Origin of the sequence: Halomonas smyrnensis AAD6, assembly GCF_000265245.1 — a bacterium.
GTDB classification, from domain to species: domain Bacteria; phylum Pseudomonadota; class Gammaproteobacteria; order Pseudomonadales; family Halomonadaceae; genus Halomonas; species Halomonas smyrnensis.
Genome location: NZ_AJKS02000001.1, coordinates 281,628 through 307,600 on the forward strand (window position 1 = coordinate 281,628; position 25,973 = coordinate 307,600).

29 protein-coding genes are annotated in these 25,973 nt (G+C 69.7%); 19 read left to right on the plus strand and 10 right to left on the minus strand.

What is annotated here, in order from left to right; translation table 11 throughout:
- Nucleotides 1–51 precede the first annotated feature (51 nt).
- Together UYS_RS0201285 and UYS_RS0201290 are read right to left on the minus strand one after the other, a co-directional pair.
- On the minus strand, nt 52–471 hold the full coding sequence (locus UYS_RS0201285) for a thiol-disulfide oxidoreductase DCC family protein (RefSeq protein ID WP_016853674.1): 420 nt from the start codon (nt 469–471) through the stop codon (nt 52–54).
- The gene (locus UYS_RS0201290) at nt 471–2,078 is read right to left on the minus strand and encodes a cryptochrome/photolyase family protein (RefSeq protein ID WP_016853675.1); all 1,608 of its coding nucleotides are present in this window, start codon (nt 2,076–2,078) and stop codon (nt 471–473) included. Before UYS_RS0201290 ends, UYS_RS0201285 begins: the two co-directional genes overlap by 1 nt.
- Nucleotides 2,079–2,196: 118 nt before the next feature.
- On the opposite strand from UYS_RS0201290, the gene hemH reads away from it, so the two are divergent.
- Nucleotides 2,197–3,282: a ferrochelatase gene (gene hemH, locus UYS_RS0201295; protein ID WP_016853676.1), complete on the plus strand. Its 1,086-nt coding sequence runs from the start codon at nt 2,197–2,199 to the stop codon at nt 3,280–3,282.
- A gap of 104 nt (nt 3,283–3,386) precedes the next feature.
- Here hemH and UYS_RS0201300 read toward each other — a convergent pair whose 3' ends face one another.
- From UYS_RS0201300 to UYS_RS0201325, 6 genes are read right to left on the minus strand one after another with little or no spacing between them, the layout of a single operon-like run.
- Nucleotides 3,387–3,815 carry a Na+/H+ antiporter subunit G gene (locus UYS_RS0201300; protein WP_016853677.1) on the minus strand — a complete coding sequence of 143 codons (429 nt, stop codon included), beginning with the start codon at nt 3,813–3,815 and terminating at the stop codon, nt 3,387–3,389.
- 11 nt (nt 3,816–3,826) lie between these two features.
- On the minus strand, nt 3,827–4,096 hold the full coding sequence (locus tag UYS_RS0201305; RefSeq protein WP_016853678.1) for a K+/H+ antiporter subunit F: 270 nt from the start codon (nt 4,094–4,096) through the stop codon (nt 3,827–3,829).
- Nucleotides 4,090–4,587, minus strand: coding sequence for a Na+/H+ antiporter subunit E (locus UYS_RS0201310; protein ID WP_016853679.1), 498 nt, complete (start codon nt 4,585–4,587; stop codon nt 4,090–4,092). The genes UYS_RS0201305 and UYS_RS0201310 overlap by 7 nt, the downstream gene beginning before the upstream one ends.
- On the minus strand, nt 4,584–6,095 hold the full coding sequence (locus tag UYS_RS0201315; RefSeq protein WP_016853680.1) for a monovalent cation/H+ antiporter subunit D: 1,512 nt from the start codon (nt 6,093–6,095) through the stop codon (nt 4,584–4,586). Before UYS_RS0201315 ends, UYS_RS0201310 begins: the two co-directional genes overlap by 4 nt.
- Nucleotides 6,092–6,442, minus strand: coding sequence for a Na+/H+ antiporter subunit C (locus UYS_RS0201320; RefSeq protein WP_016853681.1), 351 nt, complete (start codon nt 6,440–6,442; stop codon nt 6,092–6,094). The genes UYS_RS0201315 and UYS_RS0201320 overlap by 4 nt, the downstream gene beginning before the upstream one ends.
- A complete protein-coding gene (locus UYS_RS0201325; protein WP_016853682.1) occupies nt 6,442–9,264 on the minus strand; it encodes a monovalent cation/H+ antiporter subunit A in 2,823 nt (940 codons plus the stop codon). The genes UYS_RS0201320 and UYS_RS0201325 overlap by 1 nt, the downstream gene beginning before the upstream one ends.
- A gap of 245 nt (nt 9,265–9,509) precedes the next feature.
- Here UYS_RS0201325 and UYS_RS0201330 point away from each other — a divergent pair, with 245 nt between their 5' ends.
- From UYS_RS0201330 to rloA3, 12 genes are all read left to right on the plus strand, one after another.
- Nucleotides 9,510–11,840: a putative monovalent cation/H+ antiporter subunit A gene (locus UYS_RS0201330; protein ID WP_016853683.1), complete on the plus strand. Its 2,331-nt coding sequence runs from the start codon at nt 9,510–9,512 to the stop codon at nt 11,838–11,840.
- Nucleotides 11,833–12,264 (plus strand): Na+/H+ antiporter subunit B, encoded by a 432-nt coding sequence (locus UYS_RS0201335; RefSeq protein WP_016853684.1) that lies wholly within the window; start codon nt 11,833–11,835, stop codon nt 12,262–12,264. Before UYS_RS0201330 ends, UYS_RS0201335 begins: the two co-directional genes overlap by 8 nt.
- A 3-nt stretch (nt 12,265–12,267) precedes the next feature.
- Nucleotides 12,268–12,615: a Na+/H+ antiporter subunit C gene (locus UYS_RS0201340; RefSeq protein WP_016853685.1), complete on the plus strand. Its 348-nt coding sequence runs from the start codon at nt 12,268–12,270 to the stop codon at nt 12,613–12,615.
- A complete protein-coding gene (locus tag UYS_RS0201345) occupies nt 12,612–14,129 on the plus strand; it encodes a Na+/H+ antiporter subunit D (protein WP_016853686.1) in 1,518 nt (505 codons plus the stop codon). The genes UYS_RS0201340 and UYS_RS0201345 overlap by 4 nt, the downstream gene beginning before the upstream one ends.
- Entirely contained in the window at nt 14,126–14,599 is a 474-nt protein-coding gene (locus UYS_RS0201350; protein ID WP_016853687.1) for a Na+/H+ antiporter subunit E, read from the plus strand. Before UYS_RS0201345 ends, UYS_RS0201350 begins: the two co-directional genes overlap by 4 nt.
- An 18-nt stretch (nt 14,600–14,617) precedes the next feature.
- Entirely contained in the window at nt 14,618–14,887 is a 270-nt protein-coding gene (locus UYS_RS0201355; RefSeq protein WP_016853688.1) for a monovalent cation/H+ antiporter complex subunit F, read from the plus strand.
- Nucleotides 14,880–15,278: a monovalent cation/H(+) antiporter subunit G gene (gene mnhG, locus UYS_RS0201360; RefSeq protein ID WP_016853689.1), complete on the plus strand. Its 399-nt coding sequence runs from the start codon at nt 14,880–14,882 to the stop codon at nt 15,276–15,278. The genes UYS_RS0201355 and mnhG overlap by 8 nt, the downstream gene beginning before the upstream one ends.
- Before the next feature lie 234 nt (nt 15,279–15,512).
- Nucleotides 15,513–15,674 (plus strand): DUF2256 domain-containing protein, encoded by a 162-nt coding sequence (locus tag UYS_RS17795; RefSeq protein WP_083868064.1) that lies wholly within the window; start codon nt 15,513–15,515, stop codon nt 15,672–15,674.
- 10 nt (nt 15,675–15,684) lie between these two features.
- A complete protein-coding gene (locus tag UYS_RS0201365) occupies nt 15,685–17,043 on the plus strand; it encodes a DASH family cryptochrome (protein ID WP_016853690.1) in 1,359 nt (452 codons plus the stop codon).
- On the plus strand, nt 17,040–17,513 hold the full coding sequence (locus UYS_RS0201370; RefSeq protein ID WP_016853691.1) for a DUF3429 domain-containing protein: 474 nt from the start codon (nt 17,040–17,042) through the stop codon (nt 17,511–17,513). The genes UYS_RS0201365 and UYS_RS0201370 overlap by 4 nt, the downstream gene beginning before the upstream one ends.
- 52 nt (nt 17,514–17,565) lie before the next feature.
- Nucleotides 17,566–18,870, plus strand: a complete 1,305-nt coding sequence (locus UYS_RS0201375) for a lytic murein transglycosylase (protein ID WP_016853692.1) — start codon at nt 17,566–17,568, stop codon at nt 18,868–18,870.
- The gene (gene rloA3 / locus UYS_RS16680; RefSeq protein WP_016853693.1) at nt 18,867–19,511 is read left to right on the plus strand and encodes a retropepsin-like aspartic peptidase RloA3; all 645 of its coding nucleotides are present in this window, start codon (nt 18,867–18,869) and stop codon (nt 19,509–19,511) included. The genes UYS_RS0201375 and rloA3 overlap by 4 nt, the downstream gene beginning before the upstream one ends.
- On the opposite strand, the gene UYS_RS0201385 is transcribed toward rloA3, so the two are convergent.
- Nucleotides 19,503–20,216 (minus strand): 16S rRNA (uracil(1498)-N(3))-methyltransferase, encoded by a 714-nt coding sequence (locus UYS_RS0201385; protein WP_016853694.1) that lies wholly within the window; start codon nt 20,214–20,216, stop codon nt 19,503–19,505. The genes rloA3 and UYS_RS0201385 overlap by 9 nt on opposite strands.
- Nucleotides 20,217–20,318: 102 nt before the next feature.
- On the opposite strand from UYS_RS0201385, the gene phaR reads away from it, so the two are divergent.
- From phaR to coq7, 6 genes are all read left to right on the plus strand, one after another.
- A complete protein-coding gene (gene phaR / locus UYS_RS0201390) occupies nt 20,319–20,768 on the plus strand; it encodes a polyhydroxyalkanoate synthesis repressor PhaR (protein ID WP_016853695.1) in 450 nt (149 codons plus the stop codon).
- Between the two features lie 245 nt (nt 20,769–21,013).
- On the plus strand, nt 21,014–22,309 hold the full coding sequence (purD, locus tag UYS_RS0201395; protein ID WP_016853696.1) for a phosphoribosylamine--glycine ligase: 1,296 nt from the start codon (nt 21,014–21,016) through the stop codon (nt 22,307–22,309).
- A 52-nt stretch (nt 22,310–22,361) separates the two neighbouring features.
- Nucleotides 22,362–22,796, plus strand: coding sequence for an acyl-CoA thioesterase (locus UYS_RS0201400; RefSeq protein WP_016853697.1), 435 nt, complete (start codon nt 22,362–22,364; stop codon nt 22,794–22,796).
- Nucleotides 22,796–23,668: a phosphoribulokinase gene (locus UYS_RS0201405; protein ID WP_016853698.1), complete on the plus strand. Its 873-nt coding sequence runs from the start codon at nt 22,796–22,798 to the stop codon at nt 23,666–23,668. The genes UYS_RS0201400 and UYS_RS0201405 overlap by 1 nt, the downstream gene beginning before the upstream one ends.
- 57 nt (nt 23,669–23,725) lie before the next feature.
- Nucleotides 23,726–24,067, plus strand: coding sequence for a histidine triad nucleotide-binding protein (locus tag UYS_RS0201410; RefSeq protein ID WP_016853699.1), 342 nt, complete (start codon nt 23,726–23,728; stop codon nt 24,065–24,067).
- 172 nt (nt 24,068–24,239) lie between these two features.
- Nucleotides 24,240–24,884 carry a 2-polyprenyl-3-methyl-6-methoxy-1,4-benzoquinone monooxygenase gene (coq7, locus tag UYS_RS0201415; protein WP_016853700.1) on the plus strand — a complete coding sequence of 215 codons (645 nt, stop codon included), beginning with the start codon at nt 24,240–24,242 and terminating at the stop codon, nt 24,882–24,884.
- A 182-nt stretch (nt 24,885–25,066) separates the two neighbouring features.
- Here coq7 and speD read toward each other — a convergent pair whose 3' ends face one another.
- Nucleotides 25,067–25,861, minus strand: coding sequence for an adenosylmethionine decarboxylase (gene speD / locus UYS_RS0201420; protein WP_016853701.1), 795 nt, complete (start codon nt 25,859–25,861; stop codon nt 25,067–25,069).
- Nucleotides 25,862–25,973: the final 112 nt, after the last annotated feature.

Consider the following 25,973-nt stretch of genomic DNA (forward strand, 5'->3'; position numbering starts at 1 on the left):
TTCCCCGTTTCGTTCCCGACCTTGCCGTCCCGCGCCTGACATCCGGCTCGGCTAGCGCCCGCTCGCGTTCGACCGACGCCGCCAGGCCCGCCATCGCTCGCCCAGCCTGACCCGGTAACGGGCGAAGAGCGCGTAGCCGCGATCGAAGCCCCAGGCGAGTCCCGGCAGCATCGAGACCGCCACCAGGCGTCGATGCCCCAGCACCGCGTAGAGCGCGCGACTGGCGTCCATGCCGACGAACCAGCGGCCGTCGGCGTCGCGCAGGTGCAGGCGCCCCATCATGCGCTCGAACGAGGGTCCCCGGTCGGCGGCGACATCGGCGGTCTGGATATCGACCAGTCGGATCCGGTCGCGGTGCGGATGCTGCTTGAGCCAGGCGATCTCGCGCTGGCAGAAGGGGCAGTGGCCGTCGTGGAAGAGCGTCACCGGCGCGCTGGCACGACGGGGATCCGGTGAGTGCAGGCGCGGCATCAGCAGGTCTCCCGCTCGTCGGAGGGTTCATCGCGGCTGGCGTCGTGATAGCCGGCCCGGTGCACGCCCCGGCCATAGGCCGGTTCGGTCTCGAGCCCGGCCAGGAAGGCCTCGGCCTGGGCCCGCATGGCCGCGCGCTTGTCGTCCGACATGCGATCCAGCGAGCCATAGATCAGCTTCATGCGATGATTGCCCGACAGCGCGTCGCGGTGGGTCTCGAGGAAGCGCCAGTAGAGGCTGTTGAGCGGGCAGGCGTCGTCGCCGACGACCCGCTTCGGGTCGAAGCGGCAGTGCCGGCAATGGTCCGACATGCGATCGATGTACTTGCCCGAGGCGCAGTAGGGCTTGGAGCCCATCAGGCCGCCGTCGCCGTGCAGCACCATGCCCAGGGTGTTGGGCAGCTCCACCCACTCGCAGGCGTCGGCATAGACCGCCAGATACCAGTCGCACAGCGCCGACGGGGCCACGTCGCACAGCAGCGCGAAGTTGCCGGTGACCATCAGCCGCTGGATGTGATGCGCGTAGGCGTTGTCTCGGGTCATCTCGATGGCGCGCCGGAGGCAGCGAAGCTCGGTGGCGCCGCTCCAGTAGAAGGCCGGCAGGCCGCGATTCGCGTCCAGGGCGTTGGCGCGCTTGTAGTCGGGCATGCGCGTCCAGTAGAGGCCGCGCACGTATTCCCGCCAGCCCAGTATCTGGCGAATGAAGCCCTCCACCGAGTTGAGCGGCGCGCGCCCCTCGCGATACTCGCGCTCGGCGCCCTCGCACGCCTCCCGGGGCGAGAGCAGGCCGAGGTTCAGCGCCGCCGACAGCCGCGAGTGGAACAGGAAGGGGGCCTCGTCGCTGATGGCGTCCTGCCAGCGGCCGAAGTCGGGCAGCAGCTCGGCGAGGAAGTGGCGCAGATCGGCCAGCGCCTGGCGCCGGGTCACCGGCCAGTGGAAGCCCGCGAGGTCGCCGAAGTGATCGCCGAAGTGCTCCTCCACCAGCGTCATGACCTCGCGGGTGACGTCATCCCGACGATGACGCGGTGGGGCGGGCACCTCGAGGCGTTCGGGCAGCGGCTCGCGGTTGTCGTGGTCGTAGTTCCAGCGGCCGCCGGCGGGCTCGTCGCCCTCCATCAGCAGGCCGGTGCGCCGGCGCATCTCGCGGTAGAAATACTCCAGCCGCGGCGACTTGCGTCCCTTCTCCCAGGCGGCGAAATCCTCCGGCGTGGCATAGAAGCGATCGTCCTCCATCAGGCGCCAGGGCAGGGCGGCGTGAGCGCGCTCACCCATGGCCTGCCACAGGCGCCACTCGCCGGGGCGCACGGCGCGGATCTCGTCGCACTCGTAGAGCCGCGCCAGGCGCTCGGCCTCGTCGAGCAGCGTCTGGGCGTTGTCCGGGTCGTCCAGGGCGCTGTAGTGCACGCGCAGGCCGCGGTCGCGCAGGTCGGCGGCGAAATGACGCATGGCGGCCAGGATCAGGGCGATCTTCTGCGGGTGATGGGGCACGTAGCGGCCTTCCTCGGCGACCTCGCACAGGGCGATGACCGCCTCCGGGGGGGCCTCACGCAGGCTCGGCAGGTCATGGCTGAGCTGGTCGCCGAGCACCAGGATCAGGGGACGGGACATTGTTCACCATAAGTTGTACAAATAGCTCCAATAGTATAACCATATTTCGCCCGAATGCCCGCAGTGGTAGGCTAGGCCTATCAGTTTCGTCTCATGTCGATCACGGGGAACGCGCGCCATGGCAGCCTTCGAGCACTCATCCGATGCCGAGCAGGACTCACCGGGAGAGGGACGGCTGCGGCACGCGCCCGCCGATCATCCCACGCTGCCTCGGGCGAAGGTCGGCGTGGTGCTGGTCAACCTCGGCACGCCGGATGCCACCGACTACTGGTCGATGCGCCGCTACCTCGGCGAGTTCCTCTCCGATCGCCGGGTCGTCGATTACTCGCGCTGGCTGTGGCAGCCGCTGCTGCAGCTGGTGATCCTCGCCCGTCGGCCGTTCATTTCCGGCGCGGCCTACCGCAGCATCTGGAACCAGGAGCTCGACGAGAGCCCGCTGCTGACCATCACCCGTGAACAGACCGCCAGGGTGGCGGAGCGGCTCGAGGCGGCCTATGGCGACCGGGTCGAGGTGGACTTCTGCATGCGCTACGGCAACCCCTCCACCGACAGCGTGCTGCGCCGCCTCCAGGCGCGCGGTTGCGAGCGCATCCTGTTCTTCCCGCTCTATCCCCAGTACGGCTCGCCGACCACCGCCACCGCCAACGACCAGGCCTTCCGCACCCTGATGCGCCTCAAGTGGCAGCCGGCGATCCGCACCGTGCCCGCCTATTACCGGCATCCGGCCTATCTCGAGGCGCTGTCCGCCTCGGTGCGCGAGGCCTATGAGGCCGCCGAGTCGACCCCGGAGGTGCTGGTGGCCTCCTATCACGGCGTGCCCAAGCGCTACCTCGACGATGGCGATCCCTACTACTGCCACTGCCGTCAGACCACCCGGCTGCTCCAGGAGCGGCTGGCGATGCCCGACGAGGCGATCGAGACCACCTTCCAGTCCAAGTTCGGGCCGGAGGAATGGGTGGGGCCGGCCACCGTCGAGCGCGTCGCCGAGCTGGCCCGCGAGGGGCGCAAGCATATCGCGGTGATCTCGCCGGCCTTCTCCGCCGACTGCGTGGAGACCCTGGAGGAGATCCAGCAGGAGATCCGCGCCGCCTTCCTCGAGGCCGGCGGCGAGACCTTCACCTATGTGCCGTGCCTGAACGCCCGCGAGGATCACGTCGATGCGCTGGAGGCCATCGCCCGTCAGGAGCTCTCGGGCTGGCTGTAGCGCCGCCCCGCGAGGCGTTCGCGCCCTCGTGACATTCGCACAAGAGAAAGGCGGCCCGGTGGGCCGCCTTTCTCGTTGCAGGACGCGTTGCCGAGAGGCGTGTCTCAGTGCCCGTTCGGGCGCTTGTCGAGGGTGATGGGGTCACGCTCGGGGGGAGAGCCGTGGGGCACCGGCGTCTGGCCGACCTCTTCCTCCTGAAGCTCCACGGGATGGCCGCGGGTCTTGTCGACGTACTTGAGCTGCAGGTGCAGGCCGGTCTTGGCCAGCAAGTGAGCGCTTACCGGGGCGGTGATGAACAGGAACAGGGCGATCAGGATTTCCTGCACCACCGGCTCGCTGTCGGCGATGCCGAAGTAGAGCATCGAGGCCACCAGGGTGCAGCCGATGCCCATGGTGGTGGCCTTGGTCGGCCCGTGCAGGCGCATGTAGAAGTCACGCAGGTGCGCCATGCCCAGCGAGCCGATGAAGGCGAAGGCCCCGCCGGCGATCAGCAGCAGCGAGATGACTCCCTCGAGAATCACGTAGAACGTCATGCCGGACCCTCCTATTCGATGATGTCGCCGCGCAGCAGGTACTTGCAGACCGCCACGGTGCTGATGAAACCGAGCATGGCGATCAGCACCGCCGCCTCGAAGTAGGTCTTGGTGCCGAGCCACAGACCGAGCAGCACGATCAGGGCGATGGAGTTCACGTACATGGTGTCCAGCGCCAGGATGCGGTCGGGCAGGCTGGGCCCCACCGTCAGGCGGAAGGTGTTCAGCAGCAGCGCCAGCATCACCAGCGTCAGGCTGATCTTCAGCGCGATGTCTAGCATTCGTAGATCTCCTTGAGCGGGCGCTCGTAGCGTTCGCGGATCTGTTCGATCAGCGCCTCGTCATCCTCCGCGTCCAGGGCGTGGATCAGCAGCGTCTTGCCGTCCATGCGCACGTTGGCCGACACCGTGCCCGGGGTCAGGCTGATGGTGCTGGCCAGTAGGGTGATGGTGAAGCGCTCCTCCAGCATCAGCGGATACTCCACGAAGTGGGGGCGCGAACGCTGACGCGGGTTGAGGATCAGCCAGGCGACCTGGAAGTTGGCGACCACGATGTCGCCCAGCACCCGCAGCACGTAGAGAAGCAGCAGCCCGGGGCGCTTGACGTTGGGCTGCACGTCCCAGAAGCGGTAGGTGAGCAGCGGAATGGCGATGGCCAGGGCGCCGCCCAGCAAGAACTGGCCGAAGGCCAGGCTGCGCACCAGCAGCAGCCACACCACCAGCAGCATCAGCGACAGCATCGGGATCGGCAGCCAGGAACGAGGACGGATCATGAGGCGTCTCCAGCGTCGGGGAGCAGGGTGCGAACCATGGCATCGGGATCGGCCAGCTGCTCGGCGGCGGCCTGGGTGTAGTCGCTGACCGGTCCGGCCAGCGCCACCAGCAGCGGCGAGGTGGCCAGCAGCAGGGACACGCCGATCCAGTGCTGGCGGGGCAGCGGCTCGCCGTCGCGCTCGCCCTTCTGGCTGCGCCAGAACAGGGTCGAGCCGGCCCGCGAGAGGGCGATGATGGCGCCCAGGCCGCTCGCCAGCAGCAGCGGCCACAGCCACGGCTGCTGCTCGGCGCTGGCGGCTTCGAGCAGCAGCGCCTTGCCGATGGCGCCGGACAGCGGCGGCAGGCCGGCCACCGCCACAGCACCGGCCAGGAACAGCATCGAGAGCGCGCCGCCCTGGGTCAGCGGCCGGCCACGGACGATGCGTGTCCCGGCCTTGCCGCGCTGCAGGCCGATCATCTCGGCCAGCAGGAACAGGCCGCCGGTGACCAGGGTGCTGTGCACCAGGTAGTAGAGCAGCGAGGACGTGGCCTCGACCGTGCCCATGCCGACGCCGGCCAGCAGGGTGCCCACCGAGACCAGCACCAGATAGGCCATCAGCAGGCGCAGGTCGCGGGCGGCCAGCACGCCGAGGGTCGCCACGGCCAGGGTCGCCAGCGCCAGCCACCACACCCAGGGCTGCTGCAGGGCGGCCAGGCTGCCGGCCTGCTCGCCGAAGACCAGCGAATAGACCCGCAGGATGGCGTAGATGCCGACCTTGGTCATGATGGCGAACAGCGCCGCCACCGGGGCCGGCGCCGCCGCGTAGGCCCGCGGCAGCCAGAAGTACAGCGGCAGGATGGCGGCCTTGAGGCCGAACACCACCAGCAGCAGCAGGGCGCCGGCGGTCACCAGGCCGCTGCGCTCGGCGGGCAGCTCGGCGATGCGGGCCGCCATGTCGGCCATGTTCAGGGTGCCGGTGGCGCCGTAGAGGGTGCCGACGGCGATCAGGAACAGCGACGAGCCGGCCAGGTTGAGCACCACGTAGTGCACGGCGGCCTGGGTGCGTGACTTGCCGCCGCCGTGCAGCAGCAGGGCGTAGGAGGCCAGCAGCAGCACCTCGAAGAACACGAACAGGTTGAACAGGTCGCCGGTCAGGAAGGCGCCGTTGATGCCCATCAGCTGGAGCTGGAAGAGGCCGTGGAAGTTGCTGCCCTGCTCGTCGTCGCCGCCGCAGGCGAAGATCACGCAGCCCAGGGCCAGCACCGAGGTCAGCATCACCATCAGCGCCGAGAGGCGGTCGAGCACCAGCACGATGCCGAACGGCGGCTGCCAGTCGCCCAGCGCGTAGTAGGCGATCTCGCCGCCGGCGGCCCGGTCGACCAGCAGCGCCGAGACCGCGACCAGCGCCAGGGTGGCCCCGACGCCGAGCCAGCGCTTGGTGCGCGGGCTGCCGTGGCGCGTGCGCAGCAGCAGCACGCCGGCGATCAGCGGCAGCACCACGGGGAGCACGATCAGGTGGGGACTCATCGACGGTTCTCCTCTCGATCGTCGCGACCGCGGCCGCCGTCGACGTGGTCGTTACCCATGTCGCCCCGGGCGCGCATCGCCAGGATCACCGCGAAGGCGGTCATGGCGAAGCCGATGACGATCGCGGTCAGCACCAGCGCCTGGGGCAGCGGGTCGGCGTAGGACGCCTTGCCGTCGACGATGGCGGCGCCATGGGTGGTCAGCCCGCCCATCGAGAACAGGAACAGGTTGACCGCGTAGGACAGCAGGGTCAGTCCCACCACCACGGGGAAGGTCCGTCCCCGCAGGATCAGATAGAGGCCACAGGCGCTGAGCACGCCGGTGGTGATGGCATAGAGGCTTTCCATCAGCGTTTCTCCTTGCCGCTGGAGGTGGTGGAGGAGGCGTCTTCCTTGCCCGGCCGGTGGGGCGTGGTGACCTTGCCGAGGTTGGCCAGGATCATCAGCGTCGCCCCGACCACGGCCAGATAGACGCCGAGGTCGAAGATCATCGCCGTGGCCAGCTCGAAGTCGCCGATCAGCGGCAGATGGAAGTGACCGAAGGACGAGGTCAGGAAGGGGTAGCCGAACAGCCAGCTGCCCACGCCCGTCAGGGTCGCCAGCCCGACGCCGGCGATGGCCACCGGCTGATAGGGGAAGTCGAGGCGCGCCTGGGCCCATTCCACGCCGCGGGCGATCAGCAGCAGGATCAGCGCCACGGCGGTGATCAGGCCGGCGATGAAGCCGCCGCCGGGCAGGTTGTGGCCGCGCAGGAAGATGAAGGCGGACACCAGCAGCGCCAGCGGCAGCAGCGCCTGGGAGATGGTGGTCAGGATCATCGGGTAGCGATCCGGGCACCACAGCCGGCCCTCGGTGTCGCTGTGCGGCATGAACAGGCGTAGGCGATTGAGCAGCTTGAAGATCGCCAGGCCGGCGATGGCCAGCACGGTGATCTCGCCCAGGGTATCGAAGCCGCGGAAGTCGACCAGGATGACGTTGACCACGTTGTGGCCGCCGCCGCCGGAGACGCTGTTGTCGAGGAAGAAGCCCGAGATGCTGGCGTTGTCGCGGGTCAACACCGCGTAGTTGAGACTGGCGATGGTCATGCCGAGGGCGCCGGCCAGGGCGATATCGCGCAGGTTGCGCGGCATCGAGGACTCGCGCGGCGTCTTCTGGGGCAGGAAGAACAGCGCCAGCATCAGCAGGATGATGGTCACCACCTCCACCGAGAGCTGGGTCAGGGCCAGGTCGGGGGCGGAGAAGCGGGCGAAGGTCAGCGAGACCAGCAGCCCCACCATCGACAGCATCAGCAGCGAGATCAGGCGGTAGCGATGGGTGACCACGGTGGCCAGGCCGCTGAAGATCAGCAGCGCCGCGCCGGTGAGCAGGATGCCGTCCACCGCCTGCTCGGGCCGGTCGCCGGCCAGGCTCGGCATCTTGCCGAGGCCGAGCGCGATGAACGCCAGCGAGACCAGCAGCAGCAGGCCCACGTAGCGCTGCAGCGAGGCGTTGTCGAGGCGTGACAGCAGCGACTCCGAGCGGTTCGCCGTGCGCTGCACGGCGGCCTCGAACACCAGTCGCGCGTCCACCGGCTTGAAGCCGCGCAGGAAGCGCCGCAGGTGCGAGTGGGCGGCATAGAGCCCCACGCCGACGAGCAGGGCCACGGCGCTCATCGCCAGCGGCAGGTTGAAGCCGTGCCAGATCGCCAGATGGAAGTCCAGCGGGGCGAGCAGCACCGCGCGGCTGGCCAGGTCGAGCAGGCCACCGGCCAGTGCCGAGGGGAACAGGCCGACCAGCACGCACAGCATGGCCAGCAGCGCCATCGGAGCGCTCATCAGCCGCGGCGGCTCATGGGGCGCCTTGGGCGGCGCCTGCTTCGGCGTCTTGAAGAACACCGCGTGCACCAGGCGCAGCGAGTAGGCCACCGAGAGCACGCCGCCGGCGGTTGCCAGCAGCGGCATCAGCCCGCTCAGGCCACCGAGGACCGGGGTGTTCAGGGTCTCGGCGAACAGCATCTCCTTGGACAGGAAACCGTTGAACAGCGGCACGCCGGCCATGGCCGCGCCGGTGATCGTGGTCAGCACGGCGGTCAGCGGCATGGCGCGGCGCAGCCCGCCGAGGTGCGACAGCTCACGGGTGCCGGTCTCGTGGTCGATGATGCCCGCCCCCATGAACAGCGCCGCCTTGAAGGTGGCGTGGTTGATGATGTGGAACAGCGCCGCCAGCACCGCCATCGGGCTGCCGATGCCCAGCAGCACCGTGATCAGGCCCAGGTGGCTGACGGTGGAGAACGCCAGGATGCCCTTGAGATCGGTCTTCATCAGCGCGAACCAGGCGCCATAGAGCATGGTGGTCATGCCGACCAGCGAGACCGTCAGGGTCCACAGCTCACTGCCGGCCAGCGCCGGGTGCAGCCGCGCCATCAGGAAGATGCCGGCCTTGACCATGGTCGCCGAGTGCAGGTAAGCCGAGACCGGCGTCGGCGCGGCCATGGCGTGGGGCAGCCAGAAGTGGAAGGGGAACTGGGCCGACTTGGCGAAGGCGCCGAGCAGCACCAGTGCCAGGGTCAGCGGGTAGCGCGGATCGGCGAGGATGGTCTCGCCGCTGGCCAGCACGGTGTCCAGCTCGTAGCTGCCGACGATATCGCCGATCAGCAGGAAACCGGCCAGCAGCGCCAGGCCGCCGGCGCCAGTGATCGTCAGCGCCATGCGCGCGCCCTTGCGGGCATCGCTGCGGTGCGACCAGAAACCGATCAGCAGGAAGGACGAGAGGCTGGTCAGTTCCCAGAAGATCCACAGCAGCAGCAGGTTGTCGGACATCGCGATGCCGACCATGGAGGCCATGAACAGGATCAGATAGGCGTAGAAGCGCCCGTAGGGCTCGTCCGGATCCAGATAGTAATGGGCGTAGAGCAGGATCAGCAGCCCGATCCCCAGGATCAGCAGGTTGAACAGCAGCGACAGGCCGTCCAGCCTGAAGGCCAGCTCCAGGCCCAGGGAGGGGATCCAGTCGACGGCGAAGCGCAGCGTCTCGCCGTCGAGCAGGGTGGGGATTTCCGCCAGCATCATCAGCAATGCCAGGGCGGGCAGGGCGGCGGTGGCCAGGGAGCATTCCCGGCGTCTTAGTCCGGCGCCGAAGGCCGGCACCAGCACGCCGAGAAGGGGTAGCAGCGCTATCCACATCAAGGTCATCGATCAGTCATCCTGCTCGGTTGCGTTATGTCGGAGCGTCATCATGCCGAGAGGGCGGCCGCGCGCCAGAGGTCAGGCGCCGCCTCCGTCCCAGGGCCGATCGAGCCCCATGAAGTAGTTGAATCGCAATACCTTACCGTATCGGGCGGCGGCTCGCGCCACCTTGCCTTTCAAAATCGGGCTCTTTAAGGTTGAACCACGTTTTCATCCGGTGGGCCCGCGCGGACGCCAGGGAGGAAGGCTCGATGCAACTGGTGGTGTTGGGAGGTTTCTTGCTCGCCGGGATGGCGCCGCTGCTGCATCGCTGGTTCGGCTCGCGCACCCCGCTGCTGATGGCGGCGCTGCCGGCGGGGATCGCCGCCTGGCTGCTGGCCCAGTGGCCGGCGATCGTCGCCGGTGAGGCCCTGCGCCTGGAATGGGCCTGGGCCCCGGGGCTCGATATCAGCCTGACCTTCCTGATCGACGGCCTGTCGCTGATGTTCGCCCTGCTGATCAGCGTGATCGGCGCCCTGGTGCTGGCCTACAGCGGCGAGTACCTGCGTGGCCATCGCGACCTGCCGCGTTTCCTGGTGGTGATCACCGCCTTCATGATGTCGATGCTGGGCCTGGTGCTGGCCGACAACCTGGTGGCACTGTTCGTCTTCTGGGAACTCACCAGCATCACCTCCTACCTACTGATCGGTTTCAACCATACCGATGCGACGGCCCGCAAGGCCGCCCAGCAGGGCCTGCTGGTGACGGTGGGCGGCGGCCTGGCGCTGCTGGCCGGCTTCGTCATGCTCGCCCAGGCCGGCGACAGCTGGTCCCTGCAGGCGCTGGTCGAACGTGGCGATGCCCTGCGCCAGCATGAGCTCTACACGCCGCTGCTGATCTGTGTCCTGCTGGGGGCCTTCACCAAGTCGGCCCAGTTCCCCTTTCACTTCTGGCTGCCCAATGCCATGGCCGCGCCCAGCCCGGTCTCGGCCTACCTGCACTCGGCGACCATGGTCAAGGCCGGGATCTACCTGCTGGCGCGCCTGCATCCGGCGTTGGGCGGCAGCGAGACCTGGACGCTCACCCTGTCGCTGGTCGGCGCCCTGACCATGGCCACCGGGGCCTTCCTGGCGATCCATCACACCAGCATCAAGAAGCTGCTGGCCTATTCCACGGTGATGGCGCTGGGCACCCTGACCCTGCTGCTGGGCATCGGCACGCCCGGGGCCCTGAGCGCCTTCGTGGTCTTCCTGCTGGCGCACTCGCTCTACAAGGGCGCGCTGTTCCTGATCGCCGGCATCCTCGACCACGAGACCGGCACCAAGGACGTCACCGCCATGGGCGGGCTGCGTCGGGTCATGCCGCTGACCGCCACCCTGTCCGTGGTCGCCGGGCTGTCGCTGGCCGGGCTGCCGCCGCTGCTGGGCTTCGTCGGCAAGGAGCTGATGTTCGCCTCGGTGCTGGACGCCACGGCCTGGCGCTGGCTGCTCCTGGCCCTGGCCTTCCCGGCCGCCTTCCTGACCCTGGCGGTGGCGGCGATCGTCACCCTGCGGCCCTTCTTCGGTGCCCGGCGAGAGACGCCCCGCACGCCCCACGAGCCGCCCTTCGCCATGCTCGCCGGCCCGCTGCTGCTGGCGTCGCTGTCGCTGTGGCTGGGGCTGGCGCCGGGCGGGCTGGACGGCCTGACCAACGCCATCCTGGCGGGCATCGGGGCGCCCGACGCCGGCGTGCACCTGGCGCTGTGGCACGGGGTCAACCTGCCGCTGGTGCTGTCCGTGGCCAGCCTGCTGCTGGGGGCGCTGGTGTATCGCCACTGGGATCGGCTGCGCCTCGCCCTGCGGCGGCTCGACCCGCTGATGGCGCGTGGCCCCGAGGCCGGCTATGCGGCGCTGATGGCGGGCCTGGTGTCGCTGTCGGCCTGGCAGACCCGCTTCCTGCAGAACGGCTACATGCGCAACTACCTGGTGATGACCCTGCTGGTGCTGCTGGGGCTGGTGGGGCATGCCTTCTTCTTCCGTCACGGCCTGGCGATCGAGCTCGGCCTGTCGGTCCACTTCCACGAGGCGGTGGTCGCCGGGCTGATGGTGGCCGGCGCGGTGACCGCCTGCGTGATGCGCGCCCGGCTGGCGGCGGTGGCGGCGGTGGGGGTGATGGGCTTCTCCATCGCCCTGACCTTCGTGCTGTTCAGCGCGCCGGACCTGGCCATCACCCAGCTGCTGGTGGAGACCCTCACCGTGGTGCTGCTGGCGCTGGTGCTGTTCCGCCTGCCGCGCTTCGCGACCCTGTCGACCCCGCTCGAGCGGCTGCGCGATCTGGTGGTGGCGACCCTGACCGGGGGGCTCATCACGCTGCTGATGCTCTCGGTGCTGTCCGGAGAGCGCCTGCCGCGCATCTCCGACTGGATGGTCGCCAACAGCCAGCCGCTGGCGCACGGGCACAACATCGTCAACGTCATCCTGGTGGATTTCCGCGCCCTGGACACCCTGGGCGAGATCTTCGTCCTGGCCCTGGCGGCCGTGGGCGTCTACGCCATGCTGCGGTTCCACGCCGGCGAGTACGAGGCCCGCGACGACGGGCGCACGGGAGGGCCGCCCGATGGTTAAGTCTGGCACCCTGATCCTCAGCGTCGCCGCCCGCCTGCTGCTGCCGCTGCAGCTGCTGTTCTCGGTGTTCCTGCTGCTGCGCGGTCACGACGAGCCCGGCGGGGGCTTCATCGCCGGCCTGGTGGCGGCAGGGGGCTTCGCGCTCTACCTGTTCGCCTTCGGTCGTCACGCCCTGCGCCGGGTGCTGCGGGTCTCGCCGCGCGATCTGGTGGGCGTGGGGCTGCTGCTCGGCGTGAGCTCGACGCTGCCGGCCTGGTGGAGCGGCGAGCCCTTCTTCACCGCCCACTGGTGGACGATCCCGGTGATCGACTTCAAGGCCTCGACGCCGCTGATCTTCGATATCGGCGTCTACCTGGCGGTCGTGGGCGTGGTGCTCACCGCCATCACCGCCCTGGTGGACACCGATCGACACGATGAGGGATAGCCTATGGAACCCCTGATGGCCGTGACCATCGGCGTGCTGTTCGCCACCGCCATCTACATGATGCTGAGGCGCTCCATCGTCAAGCTGGTGATCGGGCTGATGCTGCTGTCCAACGCCGCCAACCTGCTGATCTTCGCCACCGCCGGCATGCGCCGTGGGGCGCCGCCGCTGGTGCCGGAGGGGCTCGCTGCCCCCGAGTCGGCGGTGGCCGATCCGCTGCCCCAGGCGCTGGTGCTGACCGCCATCGTCATCGCCTTCGGCGTGCTGTCGTTCGCGGTGGTGCTGGTGCGGCGCGCCTGGGAGATCGTGCGCGCCGACGACCTTGACCGGATGAAGGATACCGACACGTGACCCCGCAGATCGCGCTCCCCGTCCTCATCCCGCTGTTCGCCGGGGCCCTGTCGCTGGTGTTCTGGCGCTCCCGCACGATGCAGCGCCTGATCGCGTTGGGCGGCACCGTCGGGCTGCTGGCCACCGGCGTCTGGCTGCTGATGACGGTGAGCCGCGACGGCATCCAGGTGATGCAGATGGGCGGCTGGCCGGCGCCCTTCGGCATCAGCCTGGTCGCCGACCTGCTGGGCGCGCTCATGGTCGTGCTGACCGGCATCATCGGCCTGGCGGTGGCGCTCTTCTCGCTGGCCTCGGTCGGCCGTGGGCACCAGGACTACGGCTATTTCCCGCTGATGCACCTGCTGCTGGCCGGCGTGGCCGGGGCCTTCTTGACCGGCGACATCTTCAACCTCTACGTGTGGTTCGAGGTGATGCTGGTGGCGTCCTTCGCGCTGCTGATCCTGGGCAGCGAGAAGCCGCAGATGGAGGGGGCGATCAAGTACGTGACCCTCAATCTGGTGTCGTCGGTGCTGTTCCTGGTCGCCGTGGGCCTGCTGTACGGCATGGTGGGTACCCTCAACATGGCCGACATCGCCCGCCGCCTGACGACCCTGGACGATACCGGCATGGTCGACGTGCTGGCGATGATGTTCATGGTCGCCTTCGGCATCAAGGCGGCGGCCTTCCCGCTGTTCTTCTGGCTGCCGGCCTCGTACCACACGCCGCCGGTCGCGGTCTCGGCGCTGTTCGCCGGCCTGCTGACCAAGGTCGGGGTCTATGCGCTGTTCCGGGTGTTCACGCTGATCTTCCATCACAGCCCCGGCTATACCCACGAGATCCTGCTGTGGGGCGCCGCCCTGACCATGCTGTCCGGTGTCCTGGGGGCGGCGGCGCAGTTCGAGTTCCGGCGCATCCTGTCGTTCCACATCGTCAGCCAGATCGGCTACATGATCCTGGGGCTGGCGCTGTTCACGCCTCTGGCGATCCTCGGCGGGGTGTTCTATATCGCCCACCACATCATCGTGAAGACCAACCTCTTCCTGATCAGCGGCATCGTCCAGCGGCTGCGCGGCAGCTATCGCCTCGAGACGCTGGGTGGCGTCTATCGCCAGCACCCCTGGCTGGCGGTGCTGTTCCTGATATCGGCGCTGTCGCTGGCCGGCATGCCGCCGCTGTCGGGCTTCTTCGCCAAGTTCATCGTGATCCGGGCGGGCCTCGAGGCCGAGGCCTACGGGGTGACGGCGATCGCGCTGCTGGTGGGGCTGCTCACCCTGTACTCGATGATCAAGATCTGGAACGAGGCGTTCTGGAAGGCGCCGCCCGATGACGAGGCCGGGGGCGAGCCCGCCCGGGAGGTCGGGCAGCGCGAACTGTGGCTGATGGGCGCGCCGGCGGTCGGCCTGGCGCTGTGTACCCTGGCGATCGGGCTGCAGCCCGACGCGCTCTATGCGCTGGCCGAGGCCTCCGCGGCGCAGCTGCTGGCGCCCGAGCGTTACATCGAGGCGGTACTCGGCGTGCCGGGAGGGGAGCCATGATCGGCGCGGCCTGGAACCTCATGCTCGGCGTCGCCTGGGTGGTGCTGACCGGCGACTTCAGCGGCGGCAGCCTGTTCGCCGGGCTGGTGTTCGGCTACCTGGTGCTGGCGCTGATCCAGCCCCAGGTGCCGGCGCTGGCCGGTTACGCCCAGCGGCTGCCGCGACTGATCCGCTTCGTCGGCTTCTTCCTCAAGGAGCTGGTGGTCTCCAACCTGCGGGTGTCCTACGACATCATCACGCCGCCCTGGTACATGAAGCCGGGGGTGATCGCGATGCCGCTGAAGGCCCGCACGGAATTCGAGATCGCCTTCGTCGCCAACCTGATCTCGCTGACCCCGGGGACGCTGAGCCTGGACGTCTCCGACGACCGCCGCGTGCTCTACATCCATGCCATGTTCCTCGACGACGAGCCGGCGCTGACCCGCAGCCTGGCCGAGCTCGAGCGGCGTGCCCTGGAACTCTTCCACTGACGAGGGGAGGCCTGTCCCGTGTCGATCGTGATCCTGTTCAGTCTGGCCGTGATGTCGCTGGCCCTGTGCCTGGCGTTCGCGCGCCTGTTCCGGGGGCCGAGCCTGCCGGATCGGGTCGTGGCGCTGGAGCTGTTCTCCTCGATCCTCGTCGGCATCATCGGCGTGGTGGCCATCGCCACCGACGTGGCGATCCTGCTCGACGTGGCCATCGTCATGGCGCTGATGGCCTTCATGGCCACCATCGGCTTCGCCCGGTTCCTCGAGCGGGGAGGGCCGCGAGATGACTGAGGTGCTCACCGCCGCCGGCCTGCTGACCGGCTCCACCTTCATGCTGCTGGCCGCCCTGGGGGTGGTGCGCCTGCCCGATCTGCTGACCCGCCTGCACGCGACCACCAAGGCGGCCACGCTGGGCGTGTCGCTGATCATGCTGTCGGTGGCGGTGCACTTCGCCGAGACGGCGGTGGTGGCCAGGGCCCTGGGGATCATCCTGTTCCTCATGCTGACGGCACCGGTGGCGGCGCATATCATCGGCCGCGCCGGCTACTTCGTCGGCGCCCGGCTGTGGGACGGCACCGTCAAGGACGAGCTTCGCCCCCACTACGATCCGCTGACCCATCGCCTGCGCAGCGGGCGCGAAGAGGACGACGAACCGCCCGCCGCGCCGCCCCACCGCGACTGACTCCCCCGCCCGCAAGACGCGCCTCGCCCCGTCGGGGCGTGTCACCCCGAGACCCGCGACGCCCCCCCCCCAGGTCGGCGAGTCGCTCGCCGCCTTCGGCCCATCCCCCCCGCCTGCCGGCCCGCAGGGTGAATCCTGCCGGCGTCGGCCGTGCCGCTTGCGTTCGCGACCATGGGATATAACATGTACATAAGTTGTACCATTTTTTTTACCCTGTCCATGTCGGGTGAAGCCATGCGTCGCAAGGCCGACCTTCCCTCCAAGCCCTGCCAGTGCTGCGGCCGTCCGTTCCGGTGGCGCCGCAAGTGGGCGCGCTGCTGGGAGGAGGTGCGCTATTGCAGCGACCGCTGCCGCCGCGAGGCCAGACGCCTTTCGCGCAGCGAGGACGGGGCATGAGGAGGCCGTCATGAGCATCGATCTCGTCTGGCTGCGCCAGGACCTGCGCCTGGCCGACAATCCGCTGTTCGCCGCGCCGCTGGGAGAGCACCTGGCCTGCGTCTATGTGCTGGATGAGCGCTGGCTGAAGGAGCGGCGCATCGGCCCGGCACGCCTCGGCTTCCTGTGGCAGAGCCTGATCGAGCTGCGCGGCCGCCTGCTCGCCCGGGGCAGCGACCTGCTGGTGCGGATCGGCGATCCGGCCGAGGAGGTGGCCGCCCTGAGCGCCGAGCTCGGCGCCCGGCGGGTGAGGGTGCGGCGCGATCCCGGCTGGGAGGAGACCCGCGCCGTCGAGCGGCTGGCGCCGCGCCTCGCCGCGGGGTGCGAGCTCGAGCGCCTGGAAGGGGGCATGCTGTTCGCCGCGGACGACCTGCCGCGGCCGGTCGCGGCGCTGCCGCCCGGCTTCTCGGGGTTCCGGCGTCGGCTCGAGGGCGTCACGCCGCAGGGCGCCGGCGCGGAGCCGGTGACGCTGCCGCCCTGGCCGCCCGATGCCTCGCGCGGGCTGCCGCCGCTGCGCTGGATCGACGTGCGGGCGGCCGAGTGGAGCGCCTCGTCCCTCGGCAGCTTCTCCTTCGCCGGCGGTGAGAGCGCCGGCCTGGCGCGGCTGGACGATTACCTGTGGGGCAGCGGCGCGGTGGCGCACTACGCCGAGACCCGCAACGGCCTGGTCGGCGCCGACTTTTCCAGCCGGCTGTCGCCCTGGCTGGCGCTGGGCTGCCTCTCGGCCGCCCAGGTCAACGACGCCCTGGACGACTGGGAGGCGGAGCGCGGCGCCAGCGACTCGAGCCGCTGGCTGCGCTTCGAACTGCTGTGGCGGGAGTATTTCCACTGGGCCGCCTGGCAGGATGGCCGGCGACTCTATGGCGGCGCCACGGCGCCCGGCGGGGGCGAGGACTTCGCGGCCTGGTGCCGCGGCGAGACCGGGCTGCCGTTCGTCGACGCCGGGATGCGCGAGCTGGCCGAGACCGGCTGGCTGTCGAACCGCGCCCGCCAGAACGTGGCCAGCCATCTCGTTCACGACCTGGGCGTCGACTGGCGACTGGGGGCGGCCTGGTTCGAGCGCTGCCTGATCGATCATGACGTCGCCAGCAACTGGGGCAACTGGGGCTATATCGCCGGCCGTGGCCGGCATGCCAGGGCGCATCGCTTCGACGTCCTGGACCAGGCCGAGCGCTACGATCCCTGGGGCGACTACGTGGCCCGCTGGTGCCCCGAGCTCGCCGATCTGCCGCCCGGCAGCGCCCGCCATCGCCCCTGGCAGCACGATCCCGCGGTCTTCCTGCCGCCGCCCTCGCTGGCGACGCCGGCTCGGCGGGACGTCGCGCCATGAACGCCGATCGCGATGACCCGGAGCGGGGCGCCCGCCGCCCCGGCATGAACGGACTCGGCGTCGCCGGGCTGGTGCCGTTCGTCGTGACCCTGCCGGCGGCCTACCTGGCATCGCCGCCGGGGCAGGCCCTCGCCATCCAGGCCTTCCTCGCCTACGGCGCGGTGATCCTGTCCTTTCTCGGCGGGGTGCACTGGGGACTGGCGCTGGCCGGCGCCGGCGGGCCCGAACCCGCGGGCCGCCGCCTGGTCGTGGGCGTGCTGCCGAGCCTGGTCGCCTGGCCGGCGCTGCTGCTCGCGCCGCCGGCCGCCGCCGCGACGCTGCTGGCCGGCTTCGTCGCCCTGCGCCTCTACGAGGCGGGCCCCGGCGCCGCGGGGCTGCCGGGCGACTATCGGCGGCTTCGCACTCGACTGACCGCCGTCGTGGCGGCCTGCCATCTGGCACTGATCGCGAGGCTGCTGCTGCTGGCCTGAACGGGCGTTCTGCGCGATCATCGGGGGCCATTTTCGTCAAGGAACGTCGTCGATGTTGCCCCCGTTACTGCTCCTCGTGCTGCTCTGCGCCGGCCTGGCCGGCTGCCAGGGTCTCACCCCGCCGCGCGCCGAAGCCGCCTCTTCCGCGGCCACTCCCGTTGGCTCTCCCTCGGCCGATGCCGCCGCCACGGCGATGACGGACGAGGCGGCGCCCGCCGTGCGGCCCGAGGCCGTGGGCGACTTCGACGACTGGCGCCGCGACTTCCGCCGCCTGGCGAGCGACGAGGGCCTCGGCGAGGCCGCCCTGGCGCGCATCGACGCGCTGCGCTATCTGCCCCGGGTCATCGAACTGGATCGGCGTCAGCCGGAGTTCGTGCGCCCGATCTGGGAGTACCTCGACGGGGCGGTGTCGACGAACCGGGTGAGCACCGGTCGCGATCGGCTCGTGGCCCATCGCCGCACGGCCGAACGCGCCGAGGAACGCTACGGCGTGCCGGCCGAGGTGCTGGTGGCGATCTGGGGCATCGAGAGCAGCTACGGCGGCTATCAGGGCGAGGTCTCGACCCTCGATGCCCTGGCGACCCTGGCCCATGACGGCCGCCGCCGCGACTTCGCCCGCGGCGAGCTGCTGGCGGCGCTGCGCATCCTCGAGGCCGGCGACGTGCCGGCCGAGCGCATGGTCGGCTCCTGGGCCGGCGCCATGGGCCATCCGCAGTTCCTGCCGTCGAGCTACCTGGCCCACGCGGTTGACGGCGACGGCGACGGCCGCCGCGATATCTGGGGCAGCGTCCCCGATGCCCTGACCTCGATCGCCGCCTATCTCGCCGAGGCCGGCTGGCGCGCCGACGAACCCTGGGGCCTGGAGGTCGCGCTGCCGGACGACTTCGATTATTCGCTGACGGGCGATACCACCCGCCGCAGCGCCGACGACTGGGCCGCGAGGGGCGTGCGGCCGCGCGCCGGCGAGGCGCTGCCCGCACTGGACGAGGCCGCGCTGATCGCGCCGGCCGGCGCACGGGGGCCGGCCTTCCTGGTCGGCCACAACTTCCGCGTCATTCGCCGCTACAACAACGCCACCAGCTATGCGCTGGCGGTGGCCACGCTGGGCGACGCCATCGACGGGCGTCCCGCGGTCCAGGGCGACTGGCCCCGCGAGGAGCCGGCGCTCAAGCGCACCCAGGTGCTGGAGCTGCAGCGGCGGCTCAACGCCCGCGGCCACGAGGTCGGCGAGGCCGACGGCATCCTCGGGCCCAATACCCGGCGCGGCCTGCGGGCCTTCCAGCGCGAGATCGGCGTGACGCCGGACGGCTTCGCCACCCTGGGGCTGCTGGAGCGGCTGCGGGAGGTGGGCTCATGAGGCGCGCGGCGTGGTGCCTGGCGGCGGCGCTGTGGTCGGGGCTGGTCCTGGCCGAGGCGCCGGATCGCACCGTGGGCTGGGTCGAGCCGGTGACCCTGATGCCCTGGAACCTGCCCTTCGAGGCCAAGCTGGACAGCGGGGCGCTGACCTCGTCGCTGGACGCGCGGGACATCGAGCGCTTCGAGCGCGACGGCGAATCCTGGGTGCGCTTCCGGCTGCATTTCGATGACGAGGACAAGGGCGAGACCTTCGCCATGACCCTCGAGCGGCCGCGGGTGCGGCGCCTGACGGTGCGCGGCGCCGGCGGCACCGACGATCGGCCGGTGGTGCTGATGGATGTGTGCGTGGACGGCGTGCGCTACGAGGAGGAGTTCAGCCTGCGCGACCGCTCGGAGATGACCTACCCGATCCTGCTGGGGCGCCGCACCATCGGCCACCTGGGGCGACTGGACGTGGCCAGCACCCATCTGACCGAGCCCGGCTGCGACGGCGATGCGCCGCGCAAGCCCCATCGGCCGGACGAGGAGGCGTCCGGCGATGACGGGGCGAGCGAAGCGCACGAGGAGAAGGGGGAGGCCGACGGCGCCGAGGCGTCGTCGTCATCGGCCGCCGAGCCCGAGGACGCACCGGCGTCAGAATAACCGCGCCAGCAGGGCGGTGACCGCGGTCTCCACGCGCAGGATGCGCGGGCCCATGTGGACGCCGTGGCAGCCGGCCTCGACCAGCTTCTCCACTTCCCAGGGAATGAAGCCGCCCTCGGGGCCCACCACCAGCAGCGTCGGCGCCTCGACCCCGCGGGGGCAGGCGTCCGGCATGCCGGGATGGGCCAGCAGCCCGCGGCGGCCGGCCAGCAGCCCCGGCAGGTCGTCCTCGACGAAGGGGCGGAAGCCCTTGGCCAGGGTCACGCGCGGCGGGCGGGTGTCCCGGGCCTGCTCCAGGCCCAGCTCCAGATGGCGGCGGATCTTGTCCTCGGACAGCTCCGGCGACTGCCAGTAGCTCTTCTCCACCCGTTTGGTGTTCAGAAGCGTCAGCTCCTTCACCCCGAGCGCGGTCACGTGTTCCAGGGTGCGCGCCAGCATCCGCGGCCGCGGCAGGGCCAGCACCAGATGCACCGGCAGCGGCGCCGGCGGGGCCTGGTCGAGGGCGGAGACGTCGAACACCGCCTCCGTGTCGTTCAGGGTCAAGAGCTCGCCGCGCCCCAGGGCGCCGCCCTCGATGCCCAGCGTCATGGCGTCGCCTTCGCGGGCCCGGTGGACCTCGCGCAGATGGGCGAGCCGTCGCGGGTCGCGCACCCGGGCCAGGCGGTCGTTCTCGATGTCGTCGGGCGAGAGCAGGATCAGGTTCATGGGGCCTCGTGGTGCCGGTATGCCTTGCATGAAGGGTGGGGCGGTGCACAATACCTGCATGAGGAGGCATCCGCCCACCCGATTCGAACCGAGGAGAGCGCCGTGCGCGTGATTCGCAAGTATGCCAACCGCAGGCTCTATGATACCGAACAGAGCCGCTACGTGACCCTCGAGGACCTGCGCAAGCTGATCCTCGACGAGGTGCCCTTCCGGGTCGAGGATGCCAAGAGCGGCGAGGACCTGACCCGCACCATCCTGCTGACCATCATCATCGAGCAGGAGCAGGCCGACGGCGACGCCCAGGTGTTCTCCAACGACCTGCTGGCGCAGTTCATCCGCGTCTACAACATGGCTCAGCCGCTGCCGCTGGCGCGCTACCTGGAGCAGGGCACGCAGCTGATGATGGAGCAGCAGAAGCACCTGCAGGACCAGTGGCAGCAGGCCATGCGCCACACGCCGATGGAGATGATGCGCGAGCTGGCCGAGGAGAACATGCGCTTCTGGCAGCAGAACCTCGGCGGCAAGGGCCGCAAGGACGACGACGAGTCCTGATGGCGTGTCGATGCTCTCGGGGCTGATCCGGCGACAGGTCGCCGAGGGGCGCTGTGAACCCTTCCCTGGGCGCTACTTTTGCCATCCATGGCAAAAACCCCCTCTTTGACCTGCCCCCGGCGCCCCGCGCGGCGCTTCGGTAGGCCGGCGTATCGAAGCTGAAGGCGGCGCCGGCGGCCGCTTTCTGGCATAATGCGGCGACGTTTTTCCCGTGTTATCCCCCTGTAAGTGAGGTAGAGCAGCGGATGAAGGTTCTGATCATCGGCGGCGGTGGCCGCGAACATGCCCTGGCCTGGAAGGTCGCCCAGTCGCCCGAGGTCGAGACCGTCCACGTGGCCCCGGGCAACGCCGGAACCGCCCGCGAGCCGGGGCTCGAGAACGTGGCGATCGGCGCCGAGGACCTGGACGGGCTGGTCGCCTTCGCCCGCGAGCAGGCCATCGACCTGACCATCGTCGGCCCCGAGGCGCCGCTGGTGGTCGGCGTTGTCGACCGCTTCCGCGAGGCCGGCCTGGCGATCTTCGGCCCCACCGCCGGCGCCGCCCAGCTCGAGGGCTCAAAGGCCTTCACCAAGGACTTCCTGGCCCGTCACGCCATTCCGTCCGCCGAGTACCGCACCTTCGTGGCGGTGGAGCCGGCGCTCGAGTACCTCGCCGAGAAGGGCGCGCCGATCGTGATCAAGGCCGACGGCCTGGCCGCCGGCAAGGGCGTGATCGTCGCCATGACCCGGGAAGAGGCCGAGGCCGCGGTCCACGACATGCTCGAGGACAACGCCTTCGGCGACGCCGGCGCCCGGGTGGTGATCGAGGACTTCCTGCAGGGCGAGGAGGCCAGCTTCATCGTCATGGTCGACGGCGAGACGGTGCTGCCGATGGCCACCAGCCAGGACCACAAGCGCGCCTACGACGACGACCAGGGTCCCAACACCGGCGGCATGGGCGCCTACTCGCCGGCGCCGGTGGTCACCGACGAGGTCCATGAGCGGGTGATGGAACGGGTGATCCGTCCCACGGTGCGCGGCATGGCCGAGGAAGGCCATCCCTACACCGGTTTCCTGTATGCCGGCCTGATGATCGATCCCGAGGGCAACCCGCGGGTGATCGAGTACAACTGCCGCTTCGGCGACCCCGAGACCCAGCCGATCATGATGCGCCTGCAGTCCGACCTGGCCGAGCTGTGCCTGGCCGGCGCCCGCGGCGAGCTGGCCGGCCACGCCTGCGAGTGGGATTCCCGCGCCGCGGTAGGCGTGGTGATGGCCGCCGGCGGCTATCCCGGCGGCTATCGCAAGGGCGACGCCATCGAGGGGCTCGACGCCGCCGAGGCCACCGGCAGCAAGGTCTTCCACGCCGGCACCGCCACGGGCGACGACGGCGAGGTGCTGACCGCCGGCGGCCGCGTGCTGTGCGTCACCGCACTGGGCGAGGGCGTCTCCGCGGCCCGCGACCTGGCCTACCGGGGCGTGGCCGAGATCCGCTGGCAGGACGCCTTCCACCGCGGCGACATCGCGCATCGCGCCATCGCCCGGGAAGGCGGCGAGGGCTGAGCCCGCGAGCCCGATCCCCCACGACGTCGCACATTCACCACCAGGAGGCGGCATGGAGCGTGTGAAACTGGAGTTCCCCGAGGCGGACATCCTGCACCGGCACCCGCTGTCGGTGCGCATCACCGACATGAACTACGGCCGGCACCTCGGCCATGACGCCGTGGTGTCGCTGATGCACGAGGCCCGCGTCCATGCCCTGGCCGCCCGCTCGCTCGCCGAGGGCGACATGGCCGGCTATCCGTGCGTGGCGGCCGATCTGGCGGTGCAGTATCAGGCCGAGTCGCGCTGGCCCGAGGCGCTGGAGGTGGACACCGCCATTCCGGCGCCGGGGCGCCGCGCGATCGCCGTCTACCATCGCATCCGGCGGCTCGCCGACGATCGCCCCGTGGCCACGGGGCGCATCAACCTGATGCTGGTGGACCCCGCCACCGGCCGCCCGGTGGCGGTGCCCGACCTCGTGCGCGAGCGTCTCGCGGGGGCGAGCTGATGTCGCGCGAGTATCCGATCATCGCCGTGACCGGCTCCTCCGGGGCCGGCACCACCACGGTCAAGCGTACCTTCGAGCGCATGTTCGCCCGCGAGGACCTGCATGCCGCCTTCGTCGACGGCGACGCCTTCCATCGCTACACCCGTCAGGAGCTGGCGCGGATCTTCCGCGAGGAGCCCGAGCGCAAGGACGAGCTGTCGCACTTCGCCGTGGAGGCCAACCTGCTCGAGGAGCTCGAGGTGCTGTTCCAGGAGTACGGCGAGCACGGCACCGGCACCTATCGGCACTATATCCACGCCGAGGACAAGTCGATGATCGAGGCCGGCTACCAGGTCGGCACCTTCACCGAATGGCAGCCGCTGCCCACCGGCACCGACCTGCTGTTCTACGAGGGGCTGCACGGCGGCCTGGTGACGCCCGAGCACGACATCGCGCGCCACGCCGACCTGCTGGTCGGCGTGGCGCCGACCATGAACCTGGAGTGGATCCAGAAGATCGATCGCGACATGCGCTATCGTGGCTACTCCCAGGAGGCGGTGATCGACACCATCCTGGGGCGCATGGACGACTACGTGCGCTACATCCAGCCGCAGTTCTCGCGTACCCACATCAACTTCCAGCGGGTGCCGACGGTGGATACCTCGAACCCCTTCGAGGTGCAGGACATCCCCGCCGACGCCGAGTCCTTCGTGGTGATCCGCTTCCGCGACCCGGCCACGGTGGACTTCCCCTACCTGCTGGCGATGATCCCCGATGCCTTCATGAGCCGCCCGCACACCCTGGTGGTGCCGGGCTCGCGCATGCCGCTGGCCATGGAGCTGATCCTGGGGCCGCTGGTGCGCCACCTGCTGGCCCAGCGCCGCTTTCGCTGATTCGCTTCGTTTCCCGCTGACGGCATCCGCCGTTCGTCATCCGCCGAGGAGCCCGCCATGGACTGCCTGTTCTGCAAGATCATCAATCGCGAGATTCCCGCCGACATCGTCTACGAAGACGACGAGGTGCTGGCCTTCAACGACATCGATCCCAAGGCACCGACGCATCAGCTGATCGTTCCCAAGCGCCATATCGCCACCCTCAACGACATCGAGGAAGACGATCTGGCGCTGGTGGGGCGGCTGCAGTTCACCGCCGCCAAGCTGGCCAGGCAGGCCGGCTTCGACGAGGACGGCTATCGGGTGGTGATGAACTGCAATGAACAGGGCGGCCAGACCGTCTATCATATTCATATGCACCTGATGGGCGGTCGACGCTTTACCTGGCCGGCTGGGTAGTCGGCGCGCGGCGCCTGCCGCGGCTTGCGGTGTTCGACGCATCAGGTGCAGCTCGCCTCGCTCGATACCGTTTCCTCACGACGCCGCCCGCGGGCGGCGTCGTCGCGTCCGGGGAACTGCCGGCCCCGGGGCGACTCGGTTACAATGGGTCATCATCGATTCAGGGGGTGTCATGAACCGTCAGTATTCCCGTGCCGATCAGCTGGTGCGCCAGGGCGATGCCGTGCTGCGCACCCTGCTGCCGGGCGCCGCCCAGCCCTCGCGCCCGTCGCCCGCCACCCCGGAGGTGCGCGACGATGCCATGGACGAGGCGGAACGCCGCCACGCCGAGGGCCTGATGCGCATCAACCATACCGGCGAGGTGTGCGCCCAGGCGCTCTACCAGGGCCAGGGCCTGACCGCCAAGCTGCCCGAGATCCGCGAGCAGATGGAGGAGGCCGCCCAGGAGGAGATCGATCACCTGGCTTGGTGCCAGTCGCGCCTCGAGGAGCTCGATGGCCACCCCAGCCGCCTCAATCCGCTGTTCTATGCCGCCTCGTTCGGCATGGGCGCGCTGGCCGGGGCGATCGGCGACCGCATCAGCCTCGGTTTCGTGGCCGCCACCGAGGAGCAGGTGGGCCGCCATCTCGACGCCCACATGGACGAGCTGCCGGGTGGCGATCATCGCTCCCGGGCGGTGCTGCGCCAGATGGCCATCGACGAGGCCCATCACGCCGAGCAGGCGCTGGCGGCCGGCGGCGCCCGCTTCCCGGGGCCGGTCAAGGCCGGCATGACGCTGATGTCCAGGGTGATGACCCGATCGGTCTATAAGCTTTAAGCGCCGAGCTACAAGCGCCGAGCTACAAGCGCCGAGCTATAAGCGCCGAGCTACAAGCGCCGAGCTACAAGCGCCGAGCTACAAGCGCCGAGCTACAAGAAAACCCCGAAGGCTTCCGCCTTCGGGGTTTTCTTTTGCGGCGGGCGCTTTCGCGCTGCTGGCTTGCAGCCTGCAGGGGCGGGTCAGTCCATGTTGCGCGAGTAGAAGATCTCCAGCATCTCCTTGCGCAGGCGGCCCTCGATGTCGCGGGCCTCCTCGAAGCTGACGTCGCGGCGGGTGATGCCGAACAGGTAGTTGTCCAGCTCGAAGTCCTTGAGCAGCATCTTGGTGTGGAACATGTTCTCCTGATACACGTTCACGTCCACCATCTGGTAGGCCTGCTTGGTGTCGTCGGCCAGATAGTCCTGGATCGAGGTGATGTCGTGGTCGATGAACAGCTTCTTGCCGTCCACGTCGCGGGTGAAGCCGCGGACCCGGTAATCCATGGTCACGATGTCGGAATCGAAACTGTGGATCAGGTAGTTGAGCGCCTTCAGCGGGCTGATGTGACCGCAGGTGGAGACGTCGATGTCCAGGCGGAAGGTGCTGATGCCGTTGTCCGGATGCGACTCGGGGTAGCTGTGCACCGTGACGTGGCTCTTGTCGAGGTGCGCCACCACGGTTTCCGGCAGCGGGCCCGGGCCGGGCTCCAGCTGCTCGGGGGCGGCCTCTTCCAGCTCGTGCTCGGCGATCAGGATGGTCACGCTGGCCCCGTGCGGCTCGTAGTCCTGGCGCGAGATATTGAGCACGTGGGCGCCGATGATGTTGGTGACATCCTTGAGGATCTGGGTCAGGCGCTCGGCGTTGTAGAGCTCATCGATGTAGTCGATGTAGGCCTTTCGCTGATCCTCTGTCTTCGCGTAACAGATGTCATAGATGTTGAAGCTCAGGGAGCTGGTCAGGTTGTTGAACCCGTGGAGTCGGAGATTGTCGGTCACGTCCGCGCCTCCCAAAAGTGGCAGATGTTGTCATCCCGACGGACGGCGCCGGAACCCCTGGCAATCGAGCGCCGTATTATGCACAGCCCACCGTGGCGGCGCACCCGCCGCC